The organism is Geminicoccus harenae (assembly GCF_019800005.1).
In the GTDB taxonomy this organism is placed as follows: Bacteria; Pseudomonadota; Alphaproteobacteria; order Geminicoccales; family Geminicoccaceae; genus Geminicoccus; species Geminicoccus harenae.
Genome location: NZ_JABGCL010000002.1, coordinates 163,338 through 180,688, shown reverse-complemented (window position 1 = coordinate 180,688; position 17,351 = coordinate 163,338). Strand labels below are relative to the sequence as shown.

General features: G+C 68.6%; 15 protein-coding genes. 6 read left to right on the top strand and 9 right to left on the bottom strand.

The features are described from left to right. Positions 1 to 35: 35 nt before the first annotated feature. From HLA95_RS02185 to ppdK, 3 genes are read left to right on the top strand one after another with little or no spacing between them, the layout of a single operon-like run. Positions 36 to 917, top strand: a complete 882-nt coding sequence (locus tag HLA95_RS02185) for a glycine--tRNA ligase subunit alpha (RefSeq protein ID WP_191059451.1) — start codon at positions 36 to 38, stop codon at positions 915 to 917. Continuing rightward, positions 910 to 3,009 (top strand): glycine--tRNA ligase subunit beta, encoded by a 2,100-nt coding sequence (gene glyS / locus HLA95_RS02180; RefSeq protein ID WP_222182244.1) that lies wholly within the window; start codon positions 910 to 912, stop codon positions 3,007 to 3,009. The genes HLA95_RS02185 and glyS overlap by 8 nt, the downstream gene beginning before the upstream one ends. Before the next feature lie 39 nt (positions 3,010 to 3,048). Then, entirely contained in the window at positions 3,049 to 5,718 is a 2,670-nt protein-coding gene (gene ppdK, locus HLA95_RS02175; protein WP_191060848.1) for a pyruvate, phosphate dikinase, read from the top strand. On the opposite strand, the gene ygfZ is transcribed toward ppdK, so the two are convergent. After that, complete coding sequence (ygfZ, locus tag HLA95_RS02170) at positions 5,715 to 6,587, bottom strand: CAF17-like 4Fe-4S cluster assembly/insertion protein YgfZ (RefSeq protein WP_222182242.1); 873 nt, start codon at positions 6,585 to 6,587, stop codon at positions 5,715 to 5,717. The two genes, ppdK and ygfZ, sit on opposite strands and share 4 nt — an antisense overlap. 74 nt (positions 6,588 to 6,661) lie before the next feature. Next, entirely contained in the window at positions 6,662 to 7,774 is a 1,113-nt protein-coding gene (locus HLA95_RS02165) for a glycosyltransferase (RefSeq protein ID WP_222182240.1), read from the bottom strand. Positions 7,775 to 7,919: 145 nt separating this feature from the next. On the opposite strand from HLA95_RS02165, the gene HLA95_RS02160 reads away from it, so the two are divergent. Next, positions 7,920 to 8,075 carry an entericidin A/B family lipoprotein gene (locus HLA95_RS02160; RefSeq protein WP_191058916.1) on the top strand — a complete coding sequence of 52 codons (156 nt, stop codon included), beginning with the start codon at positions 7,920 to 7,922 and terminating at the stop codon, positions 8,073 to 8,075. 78 nt (positions 8,076 to 8,153) lie between these two features. Here HLA95_RS02160 and HLA95_RS02155 read toward each other — a convergent pair whose 3' ends face one another. The 4 genes from HLA95_RS02155 to HLA95_RS02140 all read right to left on the bottom strand — a co-directional run bounded on the left by HLA95_RS02155 (position 8,154) and on the right by HLA95_RS02140 (position 12,320). Beyond that, positions 8,154 to 8,897 carry an amino acid ABC transporter ATP-binding protein gene (locus HLA95_RS02155; protein WP_306422226.1) on the bottom strand — a complete coding sequence of 248 codons (744 nt, stop codon included), beginning with the start codon at positions 8,895 to 8,897 and terminating at the stop codon, positions 8,154 to 8,156. Positions 8,898 to 8,911: 14 nt separating this feature from the next. Beyond that, positions 8,912 to 10,009, bottom strand: coding sequence for an amino acid ABC transporter permease (locus HLA95_RS02150; protein ID WP_370467470.1), 1,098 nt, complete (start codon positions 10,007 to 10,009; stop codon positions 8,912 to 8,914). Between the two features lie 16 nt (positions 10,010 to 10,025). Continuing rightward, positions 10,026 to 11,207 carry an amino acid ABC transporter permease gene (locus HLA95_RS02145; RefSeq protein WP_191058918.1) on the bottom strand — a complete coding sequence of 394 codons (1,182 nt, stop codon included), beginning with the start codon at positions 11,205 to 11,207 and terminating at the stop codon, positions 10,026 to 10,028. A gap of 90 nt (positions 11,208 to 11,297) precedes the next feature. Next, the gene (locus tag HLA95_RS02140; protein WP_191058919.1) at positions 11,298 to 12,320 is read right to left on the bottom strand and encodes an amino acid ABC transporter substrate-binding protein; all 1,023 of its coding nucleotides are present in this window, start codon (positions 12,318 to 12,320) and stop codon (positions 11,298 to 11,300) included. A 205-nt stretch (positions 12,321 to 12,525) separates the two neighbouring features. Between HLA95_RS02140 and metC the strand changes: the two genes are divergently transcribed. Both metC and HLA95_RS02130 read left to right on the top strand, forming a co-directional pair. Further along, the gene (gene metC / locus HLA95_RS02135) at positions 12,526 to 13,689 is read left to right on the top strand and encodes a cystathionine beta-lyase (RefSeq protein WP_191058920.1); all 1,164 of its coding nucleotides are present in this window, start codon (positions 12,526 to 12,528) and stop codon (positions 13,687 to 13,689) included. Further along, positions 13,686 to 14,096, top strand: a complete 411-nt coding sequence (locus tag HLA95_RS02130) for a GFA family protein (RefSeq protein WP_191058921.1) — start codon at positions 13,686 to 13,688, stop codon at positions 14,094 to 14,096. Before metC ends, HLA95_RS02130 begins: the two co-directional genes overlap by 4 nt. On the opposite strand, the gene HLA95_RS02125 is transcribed toward HLA95_RS02130, so the two are convergent. From HLA95_RS02125 to dxs, 3 genes are read right to left on the bottom strand one after another with little or no spacing between them, the layout of a single operon-like run. Continuing rightward, positions 14,090 to 14,650, bottom strand: a complete 561-nt coding sequence (locus HLA95_RS02125; RefSeq protein ID WP_191058922.1) for a pyridoxamine 5'-phosphate oxidase family protein — start codon at positions 14,648 to 14,650, stop codon at positions 14,090 to 14,092. The two genes, HLA95_RS02130 and HLA95_RS02125, sit on opposite strands and share 7 nt — an antisense overlap. Then, positions 14,619 to 15,422, bottom strand: coding sequence for a TlyA family RNA methyltransferase (locus HLA95_RS02120; protein WP_191058923.1), 804 nt, complete (start codon positions 15,420 to 15,422; stop codon positions 14,619 to 14,621). Before HLA95_RS02120 ends, HLA95_RS02125 begins: the two co-directional genes overlap by 32 nt. After that, positions 15,419 to 17,338, bottom strand: coding sequence for a 1-deoxy-D-xylulose-5-phosphate synthase (dxs, locus tag HLA95_RS02115; RefSeq protein WP_191058924.1), 1,920 nt, complete (start codon positions 17,336 to 17,338; stop codon positions 15,419 to 15,421). The genes HLA95_RS02120 and dxs overlap by 4 nt, the downstream gene beginning before the upstream one ends. Positions 17,339 to 17,351 lie beyond the last annotated feature (13 nt).

The following is a 17,351-nucleotide window of genomic DNA, read 5'->3' as shown; positions in this document are numbered from 1 at the left end:
GCCACCTCGATTCATGGGCACCCACGGAGACCATTTTGCGCGACCAGGGCCGACCGGGCTTCCAGGACCTCATCCTCACCCTGCAGCGCTTCTGGGCCGACCAGGGTTGCGTCATCCTGCAGCCCTACGACATGGAAGTGGGTGCCGGCACCTTCCATCCCGCGACCACGCTGCGGGCACTCGGGCCGCAGAGCTGGAACGCCGCCTATGTGCAGCCGTCCCGCCGCCCGACCGACGGCCGCTATGGCGAGAACCCGAACCGGCTGCAGCACTACTACCAGTTCCAGGTGATCCTGAAGCCGTCGCCGCCGGACCTGCAGGACCTCTACCTGAAGTCGCTCTACGCGCTGGGCGTCGATCCGGAGATGCACGACCTGCGCTTCGTCGAGGACGACTGGGAGAGCCCGACGCTCGGCGCCTGGGGCCTGGGCTGGGAGGTCTGGTGCGACGGGATGGAGGTCAGCCAGTTCACCTATTTCCAGCAGGTGGGCGGCATCGACTGCCGGCCGGTGTCCGGCGAGCTGACCTACGGGCTGGAGCGGCTGGCCATGTACATCCAGGGCGTGGAGAACGTCTACGACCTGGACTTCAACGGCAAGGGCTTCACCTACGGCCAGGTCTTCCACCAAGCCGAGCGCGAATATTCGGCCTTCAACTTCGAGTACGCGGACACCGAGATCCTGTTCCGCCACTTCGACGATGCGGAGCGGCACTGCCAGAGCATCCTCCAGCGCAACCTGCCGCTGCCGGCCTACGACCAGTGCCTGAAGGCCAGCCACCTGTTCAACCTCCTGGACGCGCGCGGTGTTATCTCGGTGACCGAGCGGCAGGCCTATATCGGCCGGGTCCGCGCACTGGCCAAGGGCTGCGCCGAGGCATGGCTAGCCACCCAGGTTGGGGAGGCGGCCCGTGGCTGAGCTGCTGCTGGAACTGTTCTCCGAGGAGATCCCGGCGCGAATGCAGGACCAGGCGCGTGCCGACCTGGCGCGCCTGATCGGGGCAGGACTGGCCGAGGCCGGGCTCAGCCCTGCCGGCGTCCGCAGCTTCGCCACGCCGCGCCGCCTGGTGCTGGTGGCGGACGGGCTGCCGGCCCGCCAGGCGGACCGGGTGGTCGAGAAGCGCGGGCCCAGAGTGGACGCGCCCCAGCGTGCCAAGGACGGCTTCTTCGCCAGCCTGGCCGGCCAGGACTACCGGCTGGAGGAGCGCGACGAGGGCAAGAAGGGCGTGGTGCTCTATGCCCTCTCCGATCAGCCCGGCCTGCCCGCCGGGGAAGTCGTCAGGACGCTGGTCGAACGGGTGCTGGCGCAGTTTCCCTGGCCCAAATCCATGCGCTGGGGCAGCGGCGAGGCGCGCTGGGTCCGCCCGCTCCAGTCGATCCTGTGCGTCCTGGACGGCGAGGTGGTGCCGGTCGAGTTCGCCGGTCTCGTCGCCGGGCGGACGAGCTTCGGCCACCGCTTCATGGCGCCCGGCCCCATCGAGGTCACGGGCTTTGCCGACTATGCGGCGAAGCTGGAGGCGGCCAAGGTCATGCTGGACCAGGACCGGCGCCGCGAGCTGATCCTCACCAAGGCTGCCGAGCTCGCCGAGAGCGCCGGCCTCGTGCTGGAGCAGGATCCCGGGCTCGTCGAGGAGCTCAAGGGGCTGGCGGAGTGGCCGGTGCCGCTGATCGGCCGGATCGAGGCGAGCTTCATGGAGCTGCCGGCCGAGGTGCTGGTGACCTCCATGCGCGAGCATCAGAAATATCTGGCCACCCGCAAGGCCGACGGTTCGCTGGGCGACCGGTTCGTGTTCGTCGCCAACCGCGAGACGCTGGACGGCGGTGCCGCGGTGATCGCCGGCAACGAGCGCGTGCTGCGCGCGCGGCTGTGGGACGCCAAGTTCTTCTGGGCCAAGGACCGCGAGCAGCCACTCGAGGCACGCCTGCCGCAGCTCGGCCGCATGGTGTTCCATGCGGAGCTCGGCACGCTCGAAGCCAAGGTCCAGCGCCTGGTGGCGCTGGCCGGGTTCATCGCCGGCCTGATCCCGCAAGGGGACCGGCTGGCGGCGGAGCGGGCGGCCCTGCTGGCCAAGTGCGATCTCGTGACCGGGATGGTCGGCGAGTTTCCGGAGCTGCAGGGGGTGATGGGCGGCTACTATGCCCGCCATCAGGGCGAGCCGGACGCGGTGGCCCAGGCCGTGGCGGAACATTATGCGCCGAAGGGGCCGGACGACCTCTGCCCGGCTGCCCCGGTTTCGGTCGCGCTGGCATTGGCCGACAAGATCGACACGCTGACCGGCTTCTTCGCCGCCGGCATCCGGCCGACCGGTTCCAAGGACCCGTTCGCGCTGCGCCGTGCGGCACTGGGCGTGATCCGGCTGATCGTCGAGAACCGGCTGCGCCTGCCGCTGCTCGAGCTGTTCGCCCAGGCGCACCGGCTCTATGGCGAGCGCTTCTCGGGCGTCGACGCGGCGGCACTCGGCCAGGAGCTGCTGGGCTTCTTCATCGACCGCCTCCAGGTCCAGCAGCGGGCTCAGGGCGTCCGGCACGACCTGATCCTGGCGGTGGTGGCCCAGGGCGGTGACGACGATCTGGTGCGGATCCTGGCGAGGGTGGCTGCCCTGCAAAGCTTTCTCGCCACCGAAGACGGCGCCAACCTCCTGGCTGCCTGGCGCCGTGCCACCAATATCGTGCGGATCGAGGAGAAGAAGGACAAGGCCAGCTATGTCGGCCGCCCGGCGGCGGATCTGCTGGTCGATCCGGCGGAGCGAACACTGGCGGCAGGGCTGGATGCCGCCGGCAAGGAGATCGATTCGGCGCTCGCGGTCGAGGATTACGGCCGCGCCATGGCGGCGCTCGCGGCCCTGCGTCCCGTGCTGGACCAGTTCTTCGACAAGGTGCTGGTGAACGTGGATGATGCCGCCCTGCGGCGAAATCGACTGTTCCTGTTGTCCACCATTCAGGCTGCACTAGGTGCGGTAGCGGATTTCGGCGCGGTCGAGGACAGCCCGGGCGCAGCCGCCCGGGCCTGAGGCGGACGGCTCCAAGGCAGCAAGGGGACGAGGTTGAGCATGGCGCAATGGGTCTACGGCTTTGGCGGCGGCTCGGCCGAAGGTGCTGCGGGCATGAAGCAGCTCTTGGGCGGCAAGGGTGCCAACCTCGCTGAGATGGCCAAGCTGGGCCTGCCGGTGCCGCCGGGCTTCACCATCACCACCGAGGTCTGCGCGCACTACTACGCCAACGGGAAGAATTACCCGGCCGAGCTGGCCGACCAGGTCGCGGCGGCGCTGGGCAGGGTCGAGCAGATGCTGGGCCGCGGCTTCGGTGATCCCGAGCAGCCGTTGCTGGTCTCGGTGCGCTCCGGCGCGCCGGTCTCCATGCCGGGCATGATGGACACCGTCCTGAACCTGGGCCTGAACGACCGGACCGTGGAGGGCCTGGCCAAGGGCAGCGGCGACCGCCGCTTCGCCTTCGACAGCTACCGCCGCTTCATCCAGATGTTCGGTGACGTGGTGCTGGGCGTCGACCACTATCTGTTCGAGGAGGCGCTGGAAGACCTCAAGCGCGACCGCAGTGCCAGGTTCGACACCGATCTCTCCGCCAAGGACCTGGAGGAGCTGGTCCGCCAGTACCAGGCGATCGTCCGCAAGGAGACCGGCCGGCCGTTTCCCGAGGAGCCGAAGGACCAGCTCTGGGCGGCGATCGGTGCGGTGTTCGGCTCCTGGATGACACCGCGCGCCGTCACCTACCGGCGCCTGCATGACATCTCCGCCGCCATGGGCACGGCTGTCACCGTGCAGGCCATGGTGTTCGGCAACATGGGCAATGACTGCGCCACCGGCGTGGCCTTCACCCGCAACCCGTCCACCGGCGAGAACGCCTATTACGGCGAGTTCCTGGTCAACGCCCAGGGCGAGGACGTGGTGGCCGGCATCCGCACGCCGCAGCCGCTCACCCGCAAGATGGGCGAGCAGGACGGCAACGAGCTGCCGCCCATGGAGGAGGTGCTGCCCCAGTCCTACGCCGAGCTCACGGCGCTCTTCCAGAAGCTGGAAGGGCACTATCGCGAGATGCAGGACATCGAGTTCACCATCGAGAAGGGCAAGCTGTTCGTCCTGCAGACCCGCACCGGCAAGCGCACCGCCCAGGCAGCGCTCAAGATCGCGGTGGAGATGGCACAGGCCGGCATCCTCACCGAGGAGGAGGCGGTGCTCCGGGTGGACCCGGCCTCGCTCGACCAGCTCCTCCACCCGACCCTCGACCCCAAGGCCGAGAAGACCATTCTGACCAAGGGCCTGCCGGCCTCGCCGGGTGCCGTTTCCGGCAAGGTCGTGTTCTCGGCCGACGTGGCCGAGCGCCGGGCCGCGGCCAGCGAGAAGGTCATCTTGGTCCGGATCGAGACCTCGCCGGACGACATCCACGGCATGCATGCGGCCGAAGGCATCCTCACCAGCCGGGGCGGCATGACCAGCCACGCGGCGGTGGTGGCACGCGGCATGGGCAAGGCCTGCGTGTGCGGGGCGGGCGACCTGCTGATCGACTACGAGAACCGCTGCTTCTACGTGCGCGGCACCAAGGTGGCCGAGGGCGACCTGATCACGGTGGACGGCGGCACCGGTACGGTGATGCTGGGCAAGGTGCCGACCGTGGAGCCGCAGCTTTCTGGCGAGTTCGCCACGCTGATGGAGTGGGCCGACCGCGCGCGCACTCTCAAGGTCCGCACCAATGCCGAGACGCCGCTGGATGCGCGCGCGGCCAGGCGGTTCGGCGCGGAGGGCATCGGGCTTTGCCGCACCGAGCACATGTTCTTCCAGGACGAGCGCATCCTGGCGATGCGCGAGATGATCCTGGCCGAGGACGGGGCAGGGCGCACCCGTGCCCTGTCCAAGATCCTGCCGATGCAGCGCCGCGACTTCGTCGAGCTGTTCACCATCATGCAGGGCCTGCCGGTCACCATCCGGCTGCTCGACCCGCCGCTGCACGAGTTCCTGCCGCACGAGCCGCACGAGATCACCGAGGTCGCCGCGGCCGCCGGTGTCGAGCCCAAGGTGGTCAAGCGGCGCTTGGCCGAGCTCACCGAAGCCAATCCGATGCTGGGCCTGCGTGGCTGCCGGTTGGGCGTGCTGTTCCCCGAGATCTACGAGATGCAGGCGCGCGCCATCTTCGAGGCGGCGGTCGAGGTCTGGGGCAAGACCGGCGAGACCGTCATCCCGGAGGTGATGATCCCGCTGATCGGCATGGCGCGCGAGCTGGAGCTGATCAAGGGCCGGGTCGAGGCGACGGCGCGGCAGGTGATCGGCGAGAGCGGCCGCGAGCTGACCTATCTGATCGGCACGATGATCGAGCTGCCGCGCGCCGCACTGCAGGCTGCCGCCATCGCCGAGCACGCCGCCTTCTTCAGCTTCGGCACCAACGACCTGACCCAGATGGCGCTGGGCCTGTCGCGCGACGACAGCGGCAAGTTCATGGAGCGCTACCTCCAGGAAGGCATCTTCCAGGCCGATCCGTTCCAGACCCTGGACCAGGACGGCGTGGGCGAGCTGATCCGGATCGCCAAGGAGCGCGGCCGGGCCAGGCGGCCGGACCTCAAGCTCGGCATCTGCGGCGAGCATGGCGGCGATCCCGCCTCGGTCGCCTTCTGCCACGAGGTCGGCCTGGACTATGTGTCCTGCTCGCCCTACCGCGTGCCGATCGCCCGGCTGGCGGCGGCCCAGGCGGCGATCCGCGCCCGGTCGAACTAGCTAGGCGGCAGCCAGGCCGGCCGGCGTACCTGGAGCCGGCTGGCATCGCTGCTCAGCTCCTGACCGGCCGCCTCCAGCCGCACCAGCGCCAAGCCCAGTTCGCCGCAGGCCGAGCGCATCTCGCCGGCCTCGCGGCCGTCCGGGCCCAGCAGCGGCGTGCCTGGGGCAGGGGCTTCGCCGTCGATCAGTACCGGCAGGAGCCGCTTCTTCAGCAGGCCGCGATATTTCATGCGCGCGGTGAGTTCCTGGCCGACATAGCAGCCCTTGGCGAAATCCACGCCGCCCAGCTCGTCGAAGCCGGCTTCCAGCAGCGTGGTCTTCTCGACCACCAGGTCGCGCGTCCCGTCTGGCACGCCGGCGAGCAGCCGCGCACGATCCCAGTCCGCGAAGCTGCCGGGCCGGATCCCAGGCAGCTCCGGCATCCGGTCGCTCACCATCCGCACGCCGAGTTCCACGAGCCGCGGGTCCACGGCGGTGACGCCTCTCGCCTTGGAGCGGCAGGCACCCGGCTCCGAAGGAAGGTCGACAGCGGCCGCCGCACCATCGCCCAGCAGCGCGAACACGCGCAGTGCCGGGTCCGGCTGCTCGATGGTGACCTTGGCGCGCAGCCGGTAGAGGGTGAGGCGCCGCAGGAGGTCGGGCGCGAGCTCGGCCTCCGTGTCGAGCAGGAAGCTGTCCTCGAACGGGTAGAGGAAGAAGTCGGCGAGGTACTTGCCCTGGGGGGTGAGCAGGGCGCTCCACACCGCATGGCCGCCCGCAACCCGGCCCACATCGGCGCTGACCAGGTTCTGCAGGAAGCCGGTCCGGTCCGGTCCGCCGATGCGCAGCACTGCGCGCCCGTCCAGTTCGACGGCGACCAGCCCGTCCATGCTTCCTCCTCGGTTCTGCTGCCTATCCAGGTAGAATGTCGGGTCGATCGTCCGGAGGTGCAAGCCGGGGGGCGCTAGAGCAGTGCCAGGAGGCGGCGCTCCAGGCGCTGGGACTGGCGCACCGCGTCGAACTCCGCGCGCACCGAGTGCAGCGCCTGGTCGCGCAGGCGCCGCCAGAGCTGCGCGTCGCCGGCGAGCCGGACGATCGCATCCGCCAGAGCGGCGACGTCGCCCTCGGCCACGAGCAGGCCGGTTGTATCGTGATGCACGGCTTCCGGGATCCCGGCATGGCGGGTGGCGATCAGCGGCAGGCCGCGCGCCTGCGCCTCCAGCACCACGGTCGGCAGGCCTTCGGCATCACCGCTGGCGGCGACGCGGCTCGGCACCAGCAGGGCCAGGGCGTCGGCCATCGCGGCCGCCACCTGGTCGGGCTGCTGCCAGCCCAGGAAGCGCACCGGCTGGCCGGCTGCTGCGGCGGTGAGTTCCTGGCGCAAGGGGCCGTCCCCGATCACGTCGAGTTCCAGCGCGTGACCCCGGGCACGCGCTGCGGCCAGGGCGGCGATGGCGTCGCCAAAACCCTTCTTGGGCACCAGGCGGCCGACGCAGAGCAGCCGGTTGCCGCGCTCCCGGGTGGCGGGCGGCATGGACGGCATCTCCACGCCTAGATGATGGACGCTCAGCAGATCCTCGCGCACGCCGCGCTCCAGCAGGAGGCGGCGCACGAAATCCGACACGCACAGGAACTTGGCAGCCTCGCGCTGCAGGTCAGGCCAGCGCCGCTGGAAGATGGTGCGGAATGGCCAGGAGCGCCGGAAATGGCTGCGCTTGCTGGCGTCGCCGCCATGGAACGTCACCACCAGCGGCACGCCCAGCGCCCGCGCGATCGGCAATGCCAAAGTACCGCCGCGGCCGAACTGGGCATGGACGATGCGCACGTCATGGTCGCGCGCCCAGCGCAGCAGCCGGTCCGGGACGATCCCGGCTTGGCGGAACAGCGGCACCTGCCAGGGCCGCACGCCGTCAAGTTCGCCCAGGATCGCGGCCTCGTGCGGCAGGTCCGCGAACCCCGTATCGCGACGGCACCCCAGGAACACCGGGCGCAGCTCGGTGAACGCCCGGTACTGGCGGGGGACGAATCCTTCCGGCGGCGCCAGCAGGCGATCGCGGTAGACGAGCACGGCAGGCATGGGTGTGTCGGGCACGACGTTCTATGGTGTGGTAGATGCGTTATGACAGATCGGGAACGCGGCAACGGGGTGGATGTTCATCCTACACTCGTTTCGCCGTAGGACATCCCGCGCGGCGAACAGCCAAGGCCCAAGGAGCCCCACCATGTCGATCCGTCGTATCCTGCTCACCATGATGATGCTCGCTCTCACCGCCGGCTCCCTTGCCGCCTGCAACACCATCAGCGGTGCCGGCGAAGACATCAGTGCTGGCGGTGACGCGATCTCGGACACCGCCGACGACGTCAAGGACGAGATGTAATCGCCAGCACCGTCCTGGCGGGTGGCCTGGCACGGCCGGCCGCCGGGATGGCGCAGCTTTCCGTGCGCCAGGATCTGGTCAGTGCGCCAGGATCTGGCTGAGGAACAGCCTGGTCCGGTCGCTGCGCGGATTGCCGAAGAACTCGGTTGGCGCTGCCTGCTCGACGACCTCGCCCTTGTCCATGAACACCACGAAGTCGGCCACCGCCTTGGCAAAGCCCATCTCGTGGGTCACGCAGATCATGGTCATGCCTTCGTTGGCCAGCGAGACCATGGTGTCCAGGACCTCCTTGACCATTTCCGGATCGAGTGCCGAGGTCGGCTCGTCGAACAGCATGATCTGCGGCTTCATGCACAAGGCGCGCGCGATCGCGACGCGCTGCTGCTGGCCGCCGGAAAGCTGCCCCGGATATTTGTCGGCCTGCTCGGGAATCCGCACCCGCTCCAGATAATGGCGCGCTGTTTCCTCGGCCTCGGTCTTGGGCGTCTTGCGCACCCAGATCGGCGCCAGCGTCAGGTTTTCCAGCACGGTCAGATGCGGGAACAGGTTGAAGTGCTGGAACACCATGCCGACCTCGCGCCGGATCGCGTCGACGTTCTTCACGTCCGAGGTCAGCTCGATCCCGTTCACCACGATGCGGCCCTGCTGGTGCTCTTCCAGCCGGTTGATGCAGCGGATCATGGTCGACTTGCCGGAACCCGACGGCCCGCAGACCACGACCTTCTGCCCCTTCTCGACGGACAGGTTCACATTCCGGAGCACGTGGAACTGGCCGTACCACTTGTTGACCTGGTCCAGCTGGATCATCGCCCCGCTGCTCATGGGCACCCTCTCCGTCAATGCTTGTGGCCAGTATGCAGCTTGCGCTCCAGGCGCTGGCTGTACCGCGACATGGCGTAGCAAAAGATCCAGAAGCCGAACCCGGCAGCCACATAGGTCTCGATCGAGCGGCCCAGCCATTCCGGGCTGGCCACGATCATCCGGGCGATGCCCAGGAGGTCGTAGAGGCCCATGATCAGCACCAGCGAGGTGTCCTTGAACAGGCCGATGAAGGTGTTGACGATGCCCGGGATCACCAGGCGCAGCGCCTGCGGCAGGATGATCAGCCCCATGCTCTGCCAGTAGCTGAGCCCCATCGCGTTGGCGGCCTCGTACTGGCCCTTGGGGATCGCCTGCAGGCCGCCGCGGATCACCTCTGCCATGTAGGCGCCGCTGAAGATCGATACGCCGATCAGTGCCCGGGTCAGCTTGTCGATCGACCAGCCCGGCGGGAAGAACAGCGGCAGCATGACCGAGGCCATGAACAGCACGGTGATCAGCGGCACGCCGCGGACGATCTCGATGAGCGTCACGCACAAAGCCTTGATGATCGGCATGTTGGAGCGCCGGCCGAGCGCCAGCAGGATGCCGATCGGCAGGCTGGCAGCGATGCCGACGAACGAGATCAGGAGGGTCAGGAACAGGCCGCCCCAGAGATTGGTCTCGACCTGCTGCAGCCCGCCCCAGCCTCCCTCCAGGATCAGGCTGGCCACGATCGGCATGACGATCAGCACTCCTGCCCCGTAGAGCAGCTTCTGCTTCAGCCATGGCAGGAACAAGGGCACCAGCGAGAGGACCACCAGCACCGCCATGAGATTGACCCGCCAGCGTGCCTCGGGCGGGTAGAGGCCGTAGATGAGCTGGCCGAACCGCATCTTGATGACCGTCCAGCACGCCCCGTCGAAGGTGCAGACGTCACGGGTCGTGCCGGAGATGGTCGCGTCGAAGATCGCCCAGCGCAGCAAGGGCGGCACCACCCAGAGGAGGAACAGCACCACCAGGATGGTGAGCACCGTGTCCTTGGGCGTGGCGAACAGGTTCTGCTTCAGCCAGGCCAGCGGGCCGACCGAGGTGCGCGGCGGCGGCAGCTCCGCGGCGGTGGCGTGAGGGGCGATGTCCGTGGCCATGGCGTCAGCGCTCCACCAGCGCGATGCGCGCGTTGTACCAGTTCATGAAGGCCGAGGTGATCAGGCTGAACAGGAGGTAGACCGCCATGGTGATGGCGATGACCTCCACTGCCTGCCCGGTCTGGTTGTTGATGGTGCCGGCCACGCTGAACAGGTCGGGATAGCCCACCGCCACGCCCAGCGAGCTGTTCTTGGTGAGGTTCAGGTACTGGCTGGTGAGCGGCGGCACGATGACCCTGAGCGCCTGAGGCACCACCACCAGACGCAGGATCTGGCTGCGCTCCAGGCCGAGCGCACTCGCCGCCTCGATCTGGCCCTTGCCGATCGCCAGGATGCCCGAGCGGACGATCTCGGCGATGTAGGAGGCCGTATAGATCGACAGGCCCACCACCAGCGCCACGAACTCCGGCTGCAGAGCGAATCCGCCCTGCGGCCGGAAGCGGCCGATCGTGGTATATTCCAGTTCCACCGGCCGGCCGGTCGCGAGGAAGGTCAGGAGCGGCAGGCCGACCAGGATCAGGAGCGTGATCCAGTTGCGCGGCAGGCTCTGCCCGGTGAGCTCGCGCCGGATGCGCGCCCAGCGCGCGAACAGCCAGGCCAGGACCACGGCGATCGGGATCGACAGGAAGAACAGCCCTGCCCCGGCCAGCGGGATCACCCGTGGCACGAACAGGCCGCTCGTGTTCAGGAACACGGTCTCGCCGATGGCCAGGCTTTCCCGCGGGGCCGGCAGCACCGAGACCAGCAGCGTGTAGACGAAGATGAGCTGCAGGAGGATCGGGATGTTGCGCAGGATCTCGACATAGGTGGTGCACAGGCGCGCGATCAGCCAGTTGCGCGACAGCCGGCCGATCCCGACCAGGAAGCCGATGATCGTGGCCAGCACGATGCCGCAGACCGCCACCAGTGCCGTGTTCAAGAGGCCCACCAGGAAGGCCCGGCCGAAACTGTAGGTGGAGTTGTAGTCGATCAGGACCTGCGAGATGTCGAAGCCGGACGGCCGGTCGAGGAAGCCGAAGCCGGTGGAGACGCCCAGGCGCTGGAGATTGGTGATCGTGTTGTGGATCAAGTACCAGCCGACCGCGCAGACCAATCCGATGGCCAGCACCTGATAGATGATCGAGCGGACGAGCGGGTCGTTCCAGAACGGTGGCCGGGCCGGCGGCCTTGGTGCTGACTGCGCCATGATCGCTCCTGGTAGCTCGCTGAGCCCTGCGGTCAGCGGGCACAGCGCGAAGACAGCGAGGGCTGCATGCGGCAGCCCTCGCCGGATCGGTCAGCGGAACGGCATGGCGTACTGCAGCCCGCCATCGGTCCACAGCGCGTTCAGGCCGCGCTCGATCTTGAGCGTGGAGCCCATGCCGACATTGCGCTCGAAGCTCTCGCCGTAATTGCCGATCTGCTTGACGATCTGCACGGCGAAATCGTTGGGCAGGCCTACGCCCGCGCCGAGCTCGTCGAGCTTGCCGAGGAAGCGCTGGATGTCGGGGTTCTGGGTCTCCTCCGCGATCTGCTCGACATTCTCGCTGGTGATCCCGAACTCCTCGGCCTGCACCATGGCGTAGAACGACCAGCGGACGATGTCGGCCCACTCGTTGTCGCCATGGCGCACGGCCGGACCCAGCGGTTCCTTGCTGATGATTTCGGGCAGAACCATGTGGTCGTCCGGGTTCTGCAGCTTGGTGCGGGTCGAGTAGAGGCCCGAGGCGTCCGTGGTCAGCACGTCGCAGCGGCCGGAATCGTAAGCGGCCAGGACCTCGTCGTTGTTCTCGAACACCACGCCCTGGTAGTTCATGTTGTTGGCGCGGAAGAAGTCGGCGAGGTTCAATTCGGTCGTGGTGCCGGCCTGGACGCAGACCGAGGCGCCATCCAGCTCCAGCGCCGACTGAACGCCCAGCGCCTTCTTGGCCATGAAGCCCTGGCCGTCGTAATAGTTGATCACCGGGAAGTCGAGGCCGAGTGCCGTGTCACGCGACAGCGTGTTGGTCGTGTTGCGCGACAGGATGTCGATCTGCCCGGACTGCAGCGCGGTGAACCGCTCCTTGGCGTTCAGCGGCGTGTACTTCACGGCATTGGGATCGTTGAACAGGGCCACGGCCACGGCCTTGCACAGATCGATGTCGAGGCCGGACCACTGGTTCTCGTTATTCACCGAGGCGAAACCCGGCAGGCCCGACACGTTGGTGCCGCACTGTACGAACCCCTTCTGCTTCACCGCATCCAGGGTGGGCCCCGCCTGTGCCGCCGTGGCTCCGAGCGCGACCAGCGCGCAGGCGCCCAGCAGACTCGAAAGACGCATGATAGGCTCTCCCTCGGTTCTCGGCCGATCCGGCCGCCGTTCATGGAAGTGTAACCCTACACTCCCGATCCGGTAACAGGCATGGCACGCAAATTTCAGGCTGCCAACCGCCACCGGTCAGGAATCACCCGAGTGGACGTCACGCCCCGGCTTCGCCAGGCCGCCTTCCCGTGCTAGCCCGCGCATGCGGTTTTCGGAGGAACGGATGCGCGACGCGACCCTAGTGACCACGCTCGGCCGCGATCCCGAGCAGAATGACGGGATCGTCAATCCGCCGATCCAGCGGGCCTCGACCATCCTGTTCCCGACGATGGACGCCCTGCTCGCCGCGAGGCCGGGCCCTGGCGTCGTCAATTACGGCCGCTACGGCACGCCCACGACCTTCGCGCTGGAGGAGGCGGTGGCGACGCTGGAGGGTGCCGGCGGGGCGGTGACGGTGGGCTCGGGCAAGGGTGCGATCGTGGCGACGCTCCTGGCCCTCCTGCAGGCAGGCGATCATGTGCTGATCGCGGACAACGTGTACCAGCCGACCCGGCATACCGCCGACCACCTGCTGAAGCGCATGGGCGTGGCGGTCGACTATTTCGATCCGCTCCAGCCCGAGCAGGTCGAGGCGGGGATGCGGCCGGAGACGCGCATCGTCTACCTGGAGAGCCCGGGCTCCCTCACCTTCGAGGTCACCGACGTGAAGCGGGTGGCCGAGATCGCCCATGCCCGTGGTGCCCTGGTGGTGTTCGACAACACCTGGGCCACGCCCTTGTTCTTCAAGCCCTACGAGCATGGGGTCGACGTGACCGTCCATGCCGCCACCAAGTATCTGGGCGGCCATTCCGACCTGATGATGGGGATCGTCACCTCCACGCCGGAGATCCACCCCCGGCTGCGCCAGGGCGTGCAGGATCTCGGCATGTCGACCAGCCCTGAGGACTGCTGGCTGGTGCTCCGGGCACTCCGCACCCTGGAGGTCCGGCTCCAGCGGCACATGGAAAGCGGCATCCGCATCGCCCGGTGGCTGCAGGAGCGCCCGGAAGTGGCGCGGGTGCTGCATCCGGCCCTGCCGGAGGATCCCGGTCACGCCCTGTGGAAGCGCGACTTCAAGGGTGCTTCCGGCCTGTTCGGCCTGGTCCTGAAGCCGGCCAGCCGAGATGCCGTGGCCGCCATGCTGAACGGCATGAAGCTGTTCGGCATGGGCTGGTCGTGGGGCGGCTATGAGAGCCTGCTGATCCCGACCTTCCCGCAGACGACGCGCAGCGCCACCGAATGGCAGACGGAAGGCCCCTGCCTGCGCATCCATGTCGGCCTGGAGGCGATCGAGGACCTGATCGCCGATCTCGAGGCCGGCTTCGCGCGGCTGGGGGCGGCGGCATGACCAGGAGGATGGAGGGCGGCTGCCTGTGCGGGGCCGTGCGCTACGCGATCGAGCTGGAGGAGGACGATCTCGCCGACTACTGCCACTGCCGGGAATGCCGACGGGCCAGCGGTGCGCCGGTGGTCGCCTGGGTGCAGGTCAGCAGCGCCCGGTTCCAGGTGACGCGCGGCGAGCCGCACGGCTTCGCCTCCTCGCCCGCGGCACGGCGCTCCTTCTGCCCGACCTGCGGCAGCCAGCTCTTCATGATCGACGAGAAGCAGCAGTCGGTGGGCGTGCCGATCGCATCGCTGGACGAGCCGGACGGGGTGCGCCCGCGCCTGCATGGCTGGTTCGACGAGCGGATCGACTGGTTCGATACCAAGGACGAGCTGCTGCGCTTTCCGCGGCACCCGCCCTATGATCACTGATCCAGGGGCATCCCGGTCGGCAGCCCGTCGATGCTTTGGACATTCTCCCGGAGGCGGTAGGCCCGCAAGCCTTCCTCGCCGCCCTGGCCCAGCGCCCAGCGCTCCATGCTGTCGCGCTCGCCGTGGTAGTCGAACAGCGGCACGCCGAAGCCGCAGGAGGTCTGCACCAGGTCGATGTCCTGCACCACGATCTGCCGCGCACCCAGCGGCTGCTCGTTGCCGAACCACTCGGCCAGCAGCTCCGCATAGGCGGCACTGCCGCGAAAATGGCAGGTACCACGGCCAAAGAGCCGCAGGATCTGCGGCGGCCCCTCGAAGGCGCAGAACATGATGGTCATCCGGCCATCCGCCTTCAGATGCGCTGCCGTCTCGCTGCCGCTGCCGGTCAGGTCCAGATAGGCCACCCGGTTCTCGTCCAGGATACGGAACAGATCGGTGCCACGGGGCGAGATGTTCACCCGGGCGCCGTCCGCGGCAGTCCCGGTGAAGAAGATGCGCTGACGCTCGATGAACGCCCGGATCCTAGGCTCGATCTTCTGATACTGTTTCGCCACGCCCATGCTCCGGATCGATGGAAGCAGAACCCACCGACCGGCGGGCTGCCAACAGGAACTCGACATTGCCCGCAGGCCCGGTGATCGGACTGCGGACGATCCCCGCTACCTGCCAGCCCTGCGCCGTGAACCAGTTCCGATAATGGGCGCAGACCTCCTCGTGCAAGGCCGGATCGCGCACCACCCCGCCCTTGCCGACCCTGCCCGGCCCCACCTCGAACTGCGGCTTGATCAGCACCACCAGCGAGGCATCGGGTGCGCACAGCGTCAGGGGTGCCGGCAGCACCGTGGACAGGCCGATGAAGCTCGCGTCGCAGACCAGCAGTTCCACCGGCTCCGGCACCTGTTCGGCCGTCAGGTGGCGCGCATTGGTCCGCTCCAGGTTGACCACCCGCGGGTCGTCGCGCAGCTTCTGGGCGAGTTGGCCATAGCCGACATCGACGGCATAGACCCGCGCAGCCCCCCGGCTCAGCAGCACCTCGGTGAACCCGCCGGTGGACGCGCCCACGTCCAGGCAGACCAGGCCGCTCGGGTCGATCGCGAAGCGGTCCAGCCCCTCGATCAGCTTGAGCGCACCCCGGCTGACCCAGCCCGGCCCGCTCTGCCGCACCTCGATCGGGACATCGGCCTTGAGCTGCTCGCCCGCCTTGTCGAGCTTGCGCTCGCCCGAGAACACCAGGCCCGACATGATGATCGCCTGAGCCTTGCTCCGGGTCTCGGCAAGCCCGCGATCGACCAGGATCTGGTCGAGCCGCTGCCTGCCTTGCGTCATCCCTGCACGACCCTGAGCGGCTCGGTGCGCACGCCCAGGGCCTGCAGGACCCGGCGTCCGATGGCGGCGGCGTCCAGCCCCGCCTCGGCATATTGGCCGGCCGGCGTGCCGTGGTCGATGAAGCGGTCCGGCAGGATCATCGAGCGCAGCCGGACGCTGCCCCCGTCGAGCAGGCCCTGATCCAGGGCGAACTGCTGCACCTGGCTGCCGAACCCGCCAATCGACCCTTCCTCGACCGTCACCACCAGCTCGTGATGGGAAAGGAGCTGGCGCACCAGTTCCTCGTCCAGCGGCTTGGCGAAGCGCGCATCGGCCACGGTCACGCTGATCCCGCGGGCCGCCAGCTCGTCGGCCGCCTTCTGGCATTCGGCGAGCCGCGTGCCGAACGACAGCAGTGCTGCGCGCGAGCCCTCGCGGACCACCCTGCCCTTGCCGATTTCCAGGACCCGGCCGCGCACCGGCAGCTCCAGGCCCACGCCCTCCCCGCGCGGGTAGCGGAACGCGATCGGCCCCTCGTCATAGGCGGCGGCCGTGCGCACCATGTGCATGAGCTCCAGCTCGTCGCCGGCAGCCATCACCACCATGCCCGGCAGGCAGCCGAGATAGGCTACGTCGAAGCTGCCGGCATGGGTGGCGCCGTCCGCACCCACCAGGCCCGCGCGGTCGATCGCAAAGCGCACCGGCAGCTTCTGGATCGCCACGTCGTGGATGACCTGGTCATAGGCGCGCTGGAGGAAGGTCGAGTAGATCGCGCAGAACGGCCGCATGCCCTCGCAGGCCAGGCCCGCCGCGAAGGTCACCGCATGCTGCTCGGCGATGCCGACGTCATAGACGCGGTCGGCAAAGCGCCGCCCGAACAGGTCGAGCCCGGTGCCGGACGGCATGGCCGCGGTGACCGCCACGATCGCCGGGTCGGCCTCGGCCTCCTGGATCAGGCTGCGCGCGAACACGGACGTGTAGGACGGCAGGTTGCCGCCGGACTTCACCTGCGCGCCGGTGGCGACATCGAACTTTGCCACGCCGTGATACTTGTCGGCGGAGCGCTCGGCCGGCGGGTAGCCCTTGCCCTTCTGGGTCTTGACGTGCAGCAGCACCGGCCCCTTGGCCGCGTCGTCGCGCAGGGCCTCCAGGATCGCCATGAGCTGGTCGACGTCGTGCCCGTCGACCGGGCCCACATAGTAGAAGCCCAGTTCCTCGAACAGCGTGCCGCCGGTCGCCATGCCGCGGGCATACTCGTCCGCCCGGCGTGCCGCGGTCTGGAGCGGGCGCGGCAGGCGTTTGACCACCCGCTTGGCGACGTCGCGCAGCTCGCGGAACTCGTGGCTGGCGAGCACGCGGGAGAGATAACCGCTCATCGCCCCGGTCGGCGGGGCGATCGACATGTCGTTGTCGTTCAGGATCACGATCAGCCGGGCGTTCGAGGTCCCGGCATTGTTCATGGCCTCGTAGGCCATACCCGCGGAAAAGGCGCCGTCGCCGATCACCGCCACGACGTTGCGCTGCTGCCCGTTCAGGCGGATCGCCTCGGCAAAGCCCAGGCCCGCCGAGATCGAGGTCGAGCTGTGCGCGGCGCCGAACGGGTCGTAGGGGCTCTCGCTGCGCCGGGTGAAGCCCGACAGGCCGCCCGGCTTGCGCAGGGTGCGGATCCGATCGCGCCGGCCGGTCAGGATCTTGTGCGGGTAGGCCTGATGGCCGACGTCCCAGATGACGATGTCGCTGGGCGTGTCGAACACGTAGTGCAGCGCCACGGTCAGCTCGACGACACCCAGGCCGGCGCCCAGATGCCCGCCGGTCACCGAGACGGCGTCGATCGTTTCCCGGCGCAGCTCGTCCGCCACCTGGCGCATCTGCGCCTTCGGCAGCCGGCGCAGGTCCTGTGGGGTCTCGATCTGGTCGAGCAAGTCGGTATCGGCCATGTCGCCGTCTGCT

Coding starts and splice junctions, on each gene's coding strand:
- HLA95_RS02160 (WP_191058916.1), top strand. CDS start 7,920: ATGTCGATCCGTCGTATCCTGCTCACCATGATGATGCTCGCTCTCACC.
- HLA95_RS02120 (WP_191058923.1), bottom strand. CDS start 15,422: ATGACGCAAGGCAGGCAGCGGCTCGACCAGATCCTGGTCGATCGCGGG.
- HLA95_RS02130 (WP_191058921.1), top strand. CDS start 13,686: ATGACCAGGAGGATGGAGGGCGGCTGCCTGTGCGGGGCCGTGCGCTAC.
- HLA95_RS02140 (WP_191058919.1), bottom strand. CDS start 12,320: ATGCGTCTTTCGAGTCTGCTGGGCGCCTGCGCGCTGGTCGCGCTCGGA.
- dxs (WP_191058924.1), bottom strand. CDS start 17,338: ATGGCCGATACCGACTTGCTCGACCAGATCGAGACCCCACAGGACCTG.
- HLA95_RS02145 (WP_191058918.1), bottom strand. CDS start 11,207: ATGGCGCAGTCAGCACCAAGGCCGCCGGCCCGGCCACCGTTCTGGAAC.
- HLA95_RS02155 (WP_306422226.1), bottom strand. CDS start 8,897: ATGAGCAGCGGGGCGATGATCCAGCTGGACCAGGTCAACAAGTGGTAC.
- ppdK (WP_191060848.1), top strand. CDS start 3,049: ATGGCGCAATGGGTCTACGGCTTTGGCGGCGGCTCGGCCGAAGGTGCT.
- metC (WP_191058920.1), top strand. CDS start 12,526: ATGCGCGACGCGACCCTAGTGACCACGCTCGGCCGCGATCCCGAGCAG.
- HLA95_RS02165 (WP_222182240.1), bottom strand. CDS start 7,774: ATGCCTGCCGTGCTCGTCTACCGCGATCGCCTGCTGGCGCCGCCGGAA.
- ygfZ (WP_222182242.1), bottom strand. CDS start 6,587: ATGGACGGGCTGGTCGCCGTCGAACTGGACGGGCGCGCAGTGCTGCGC.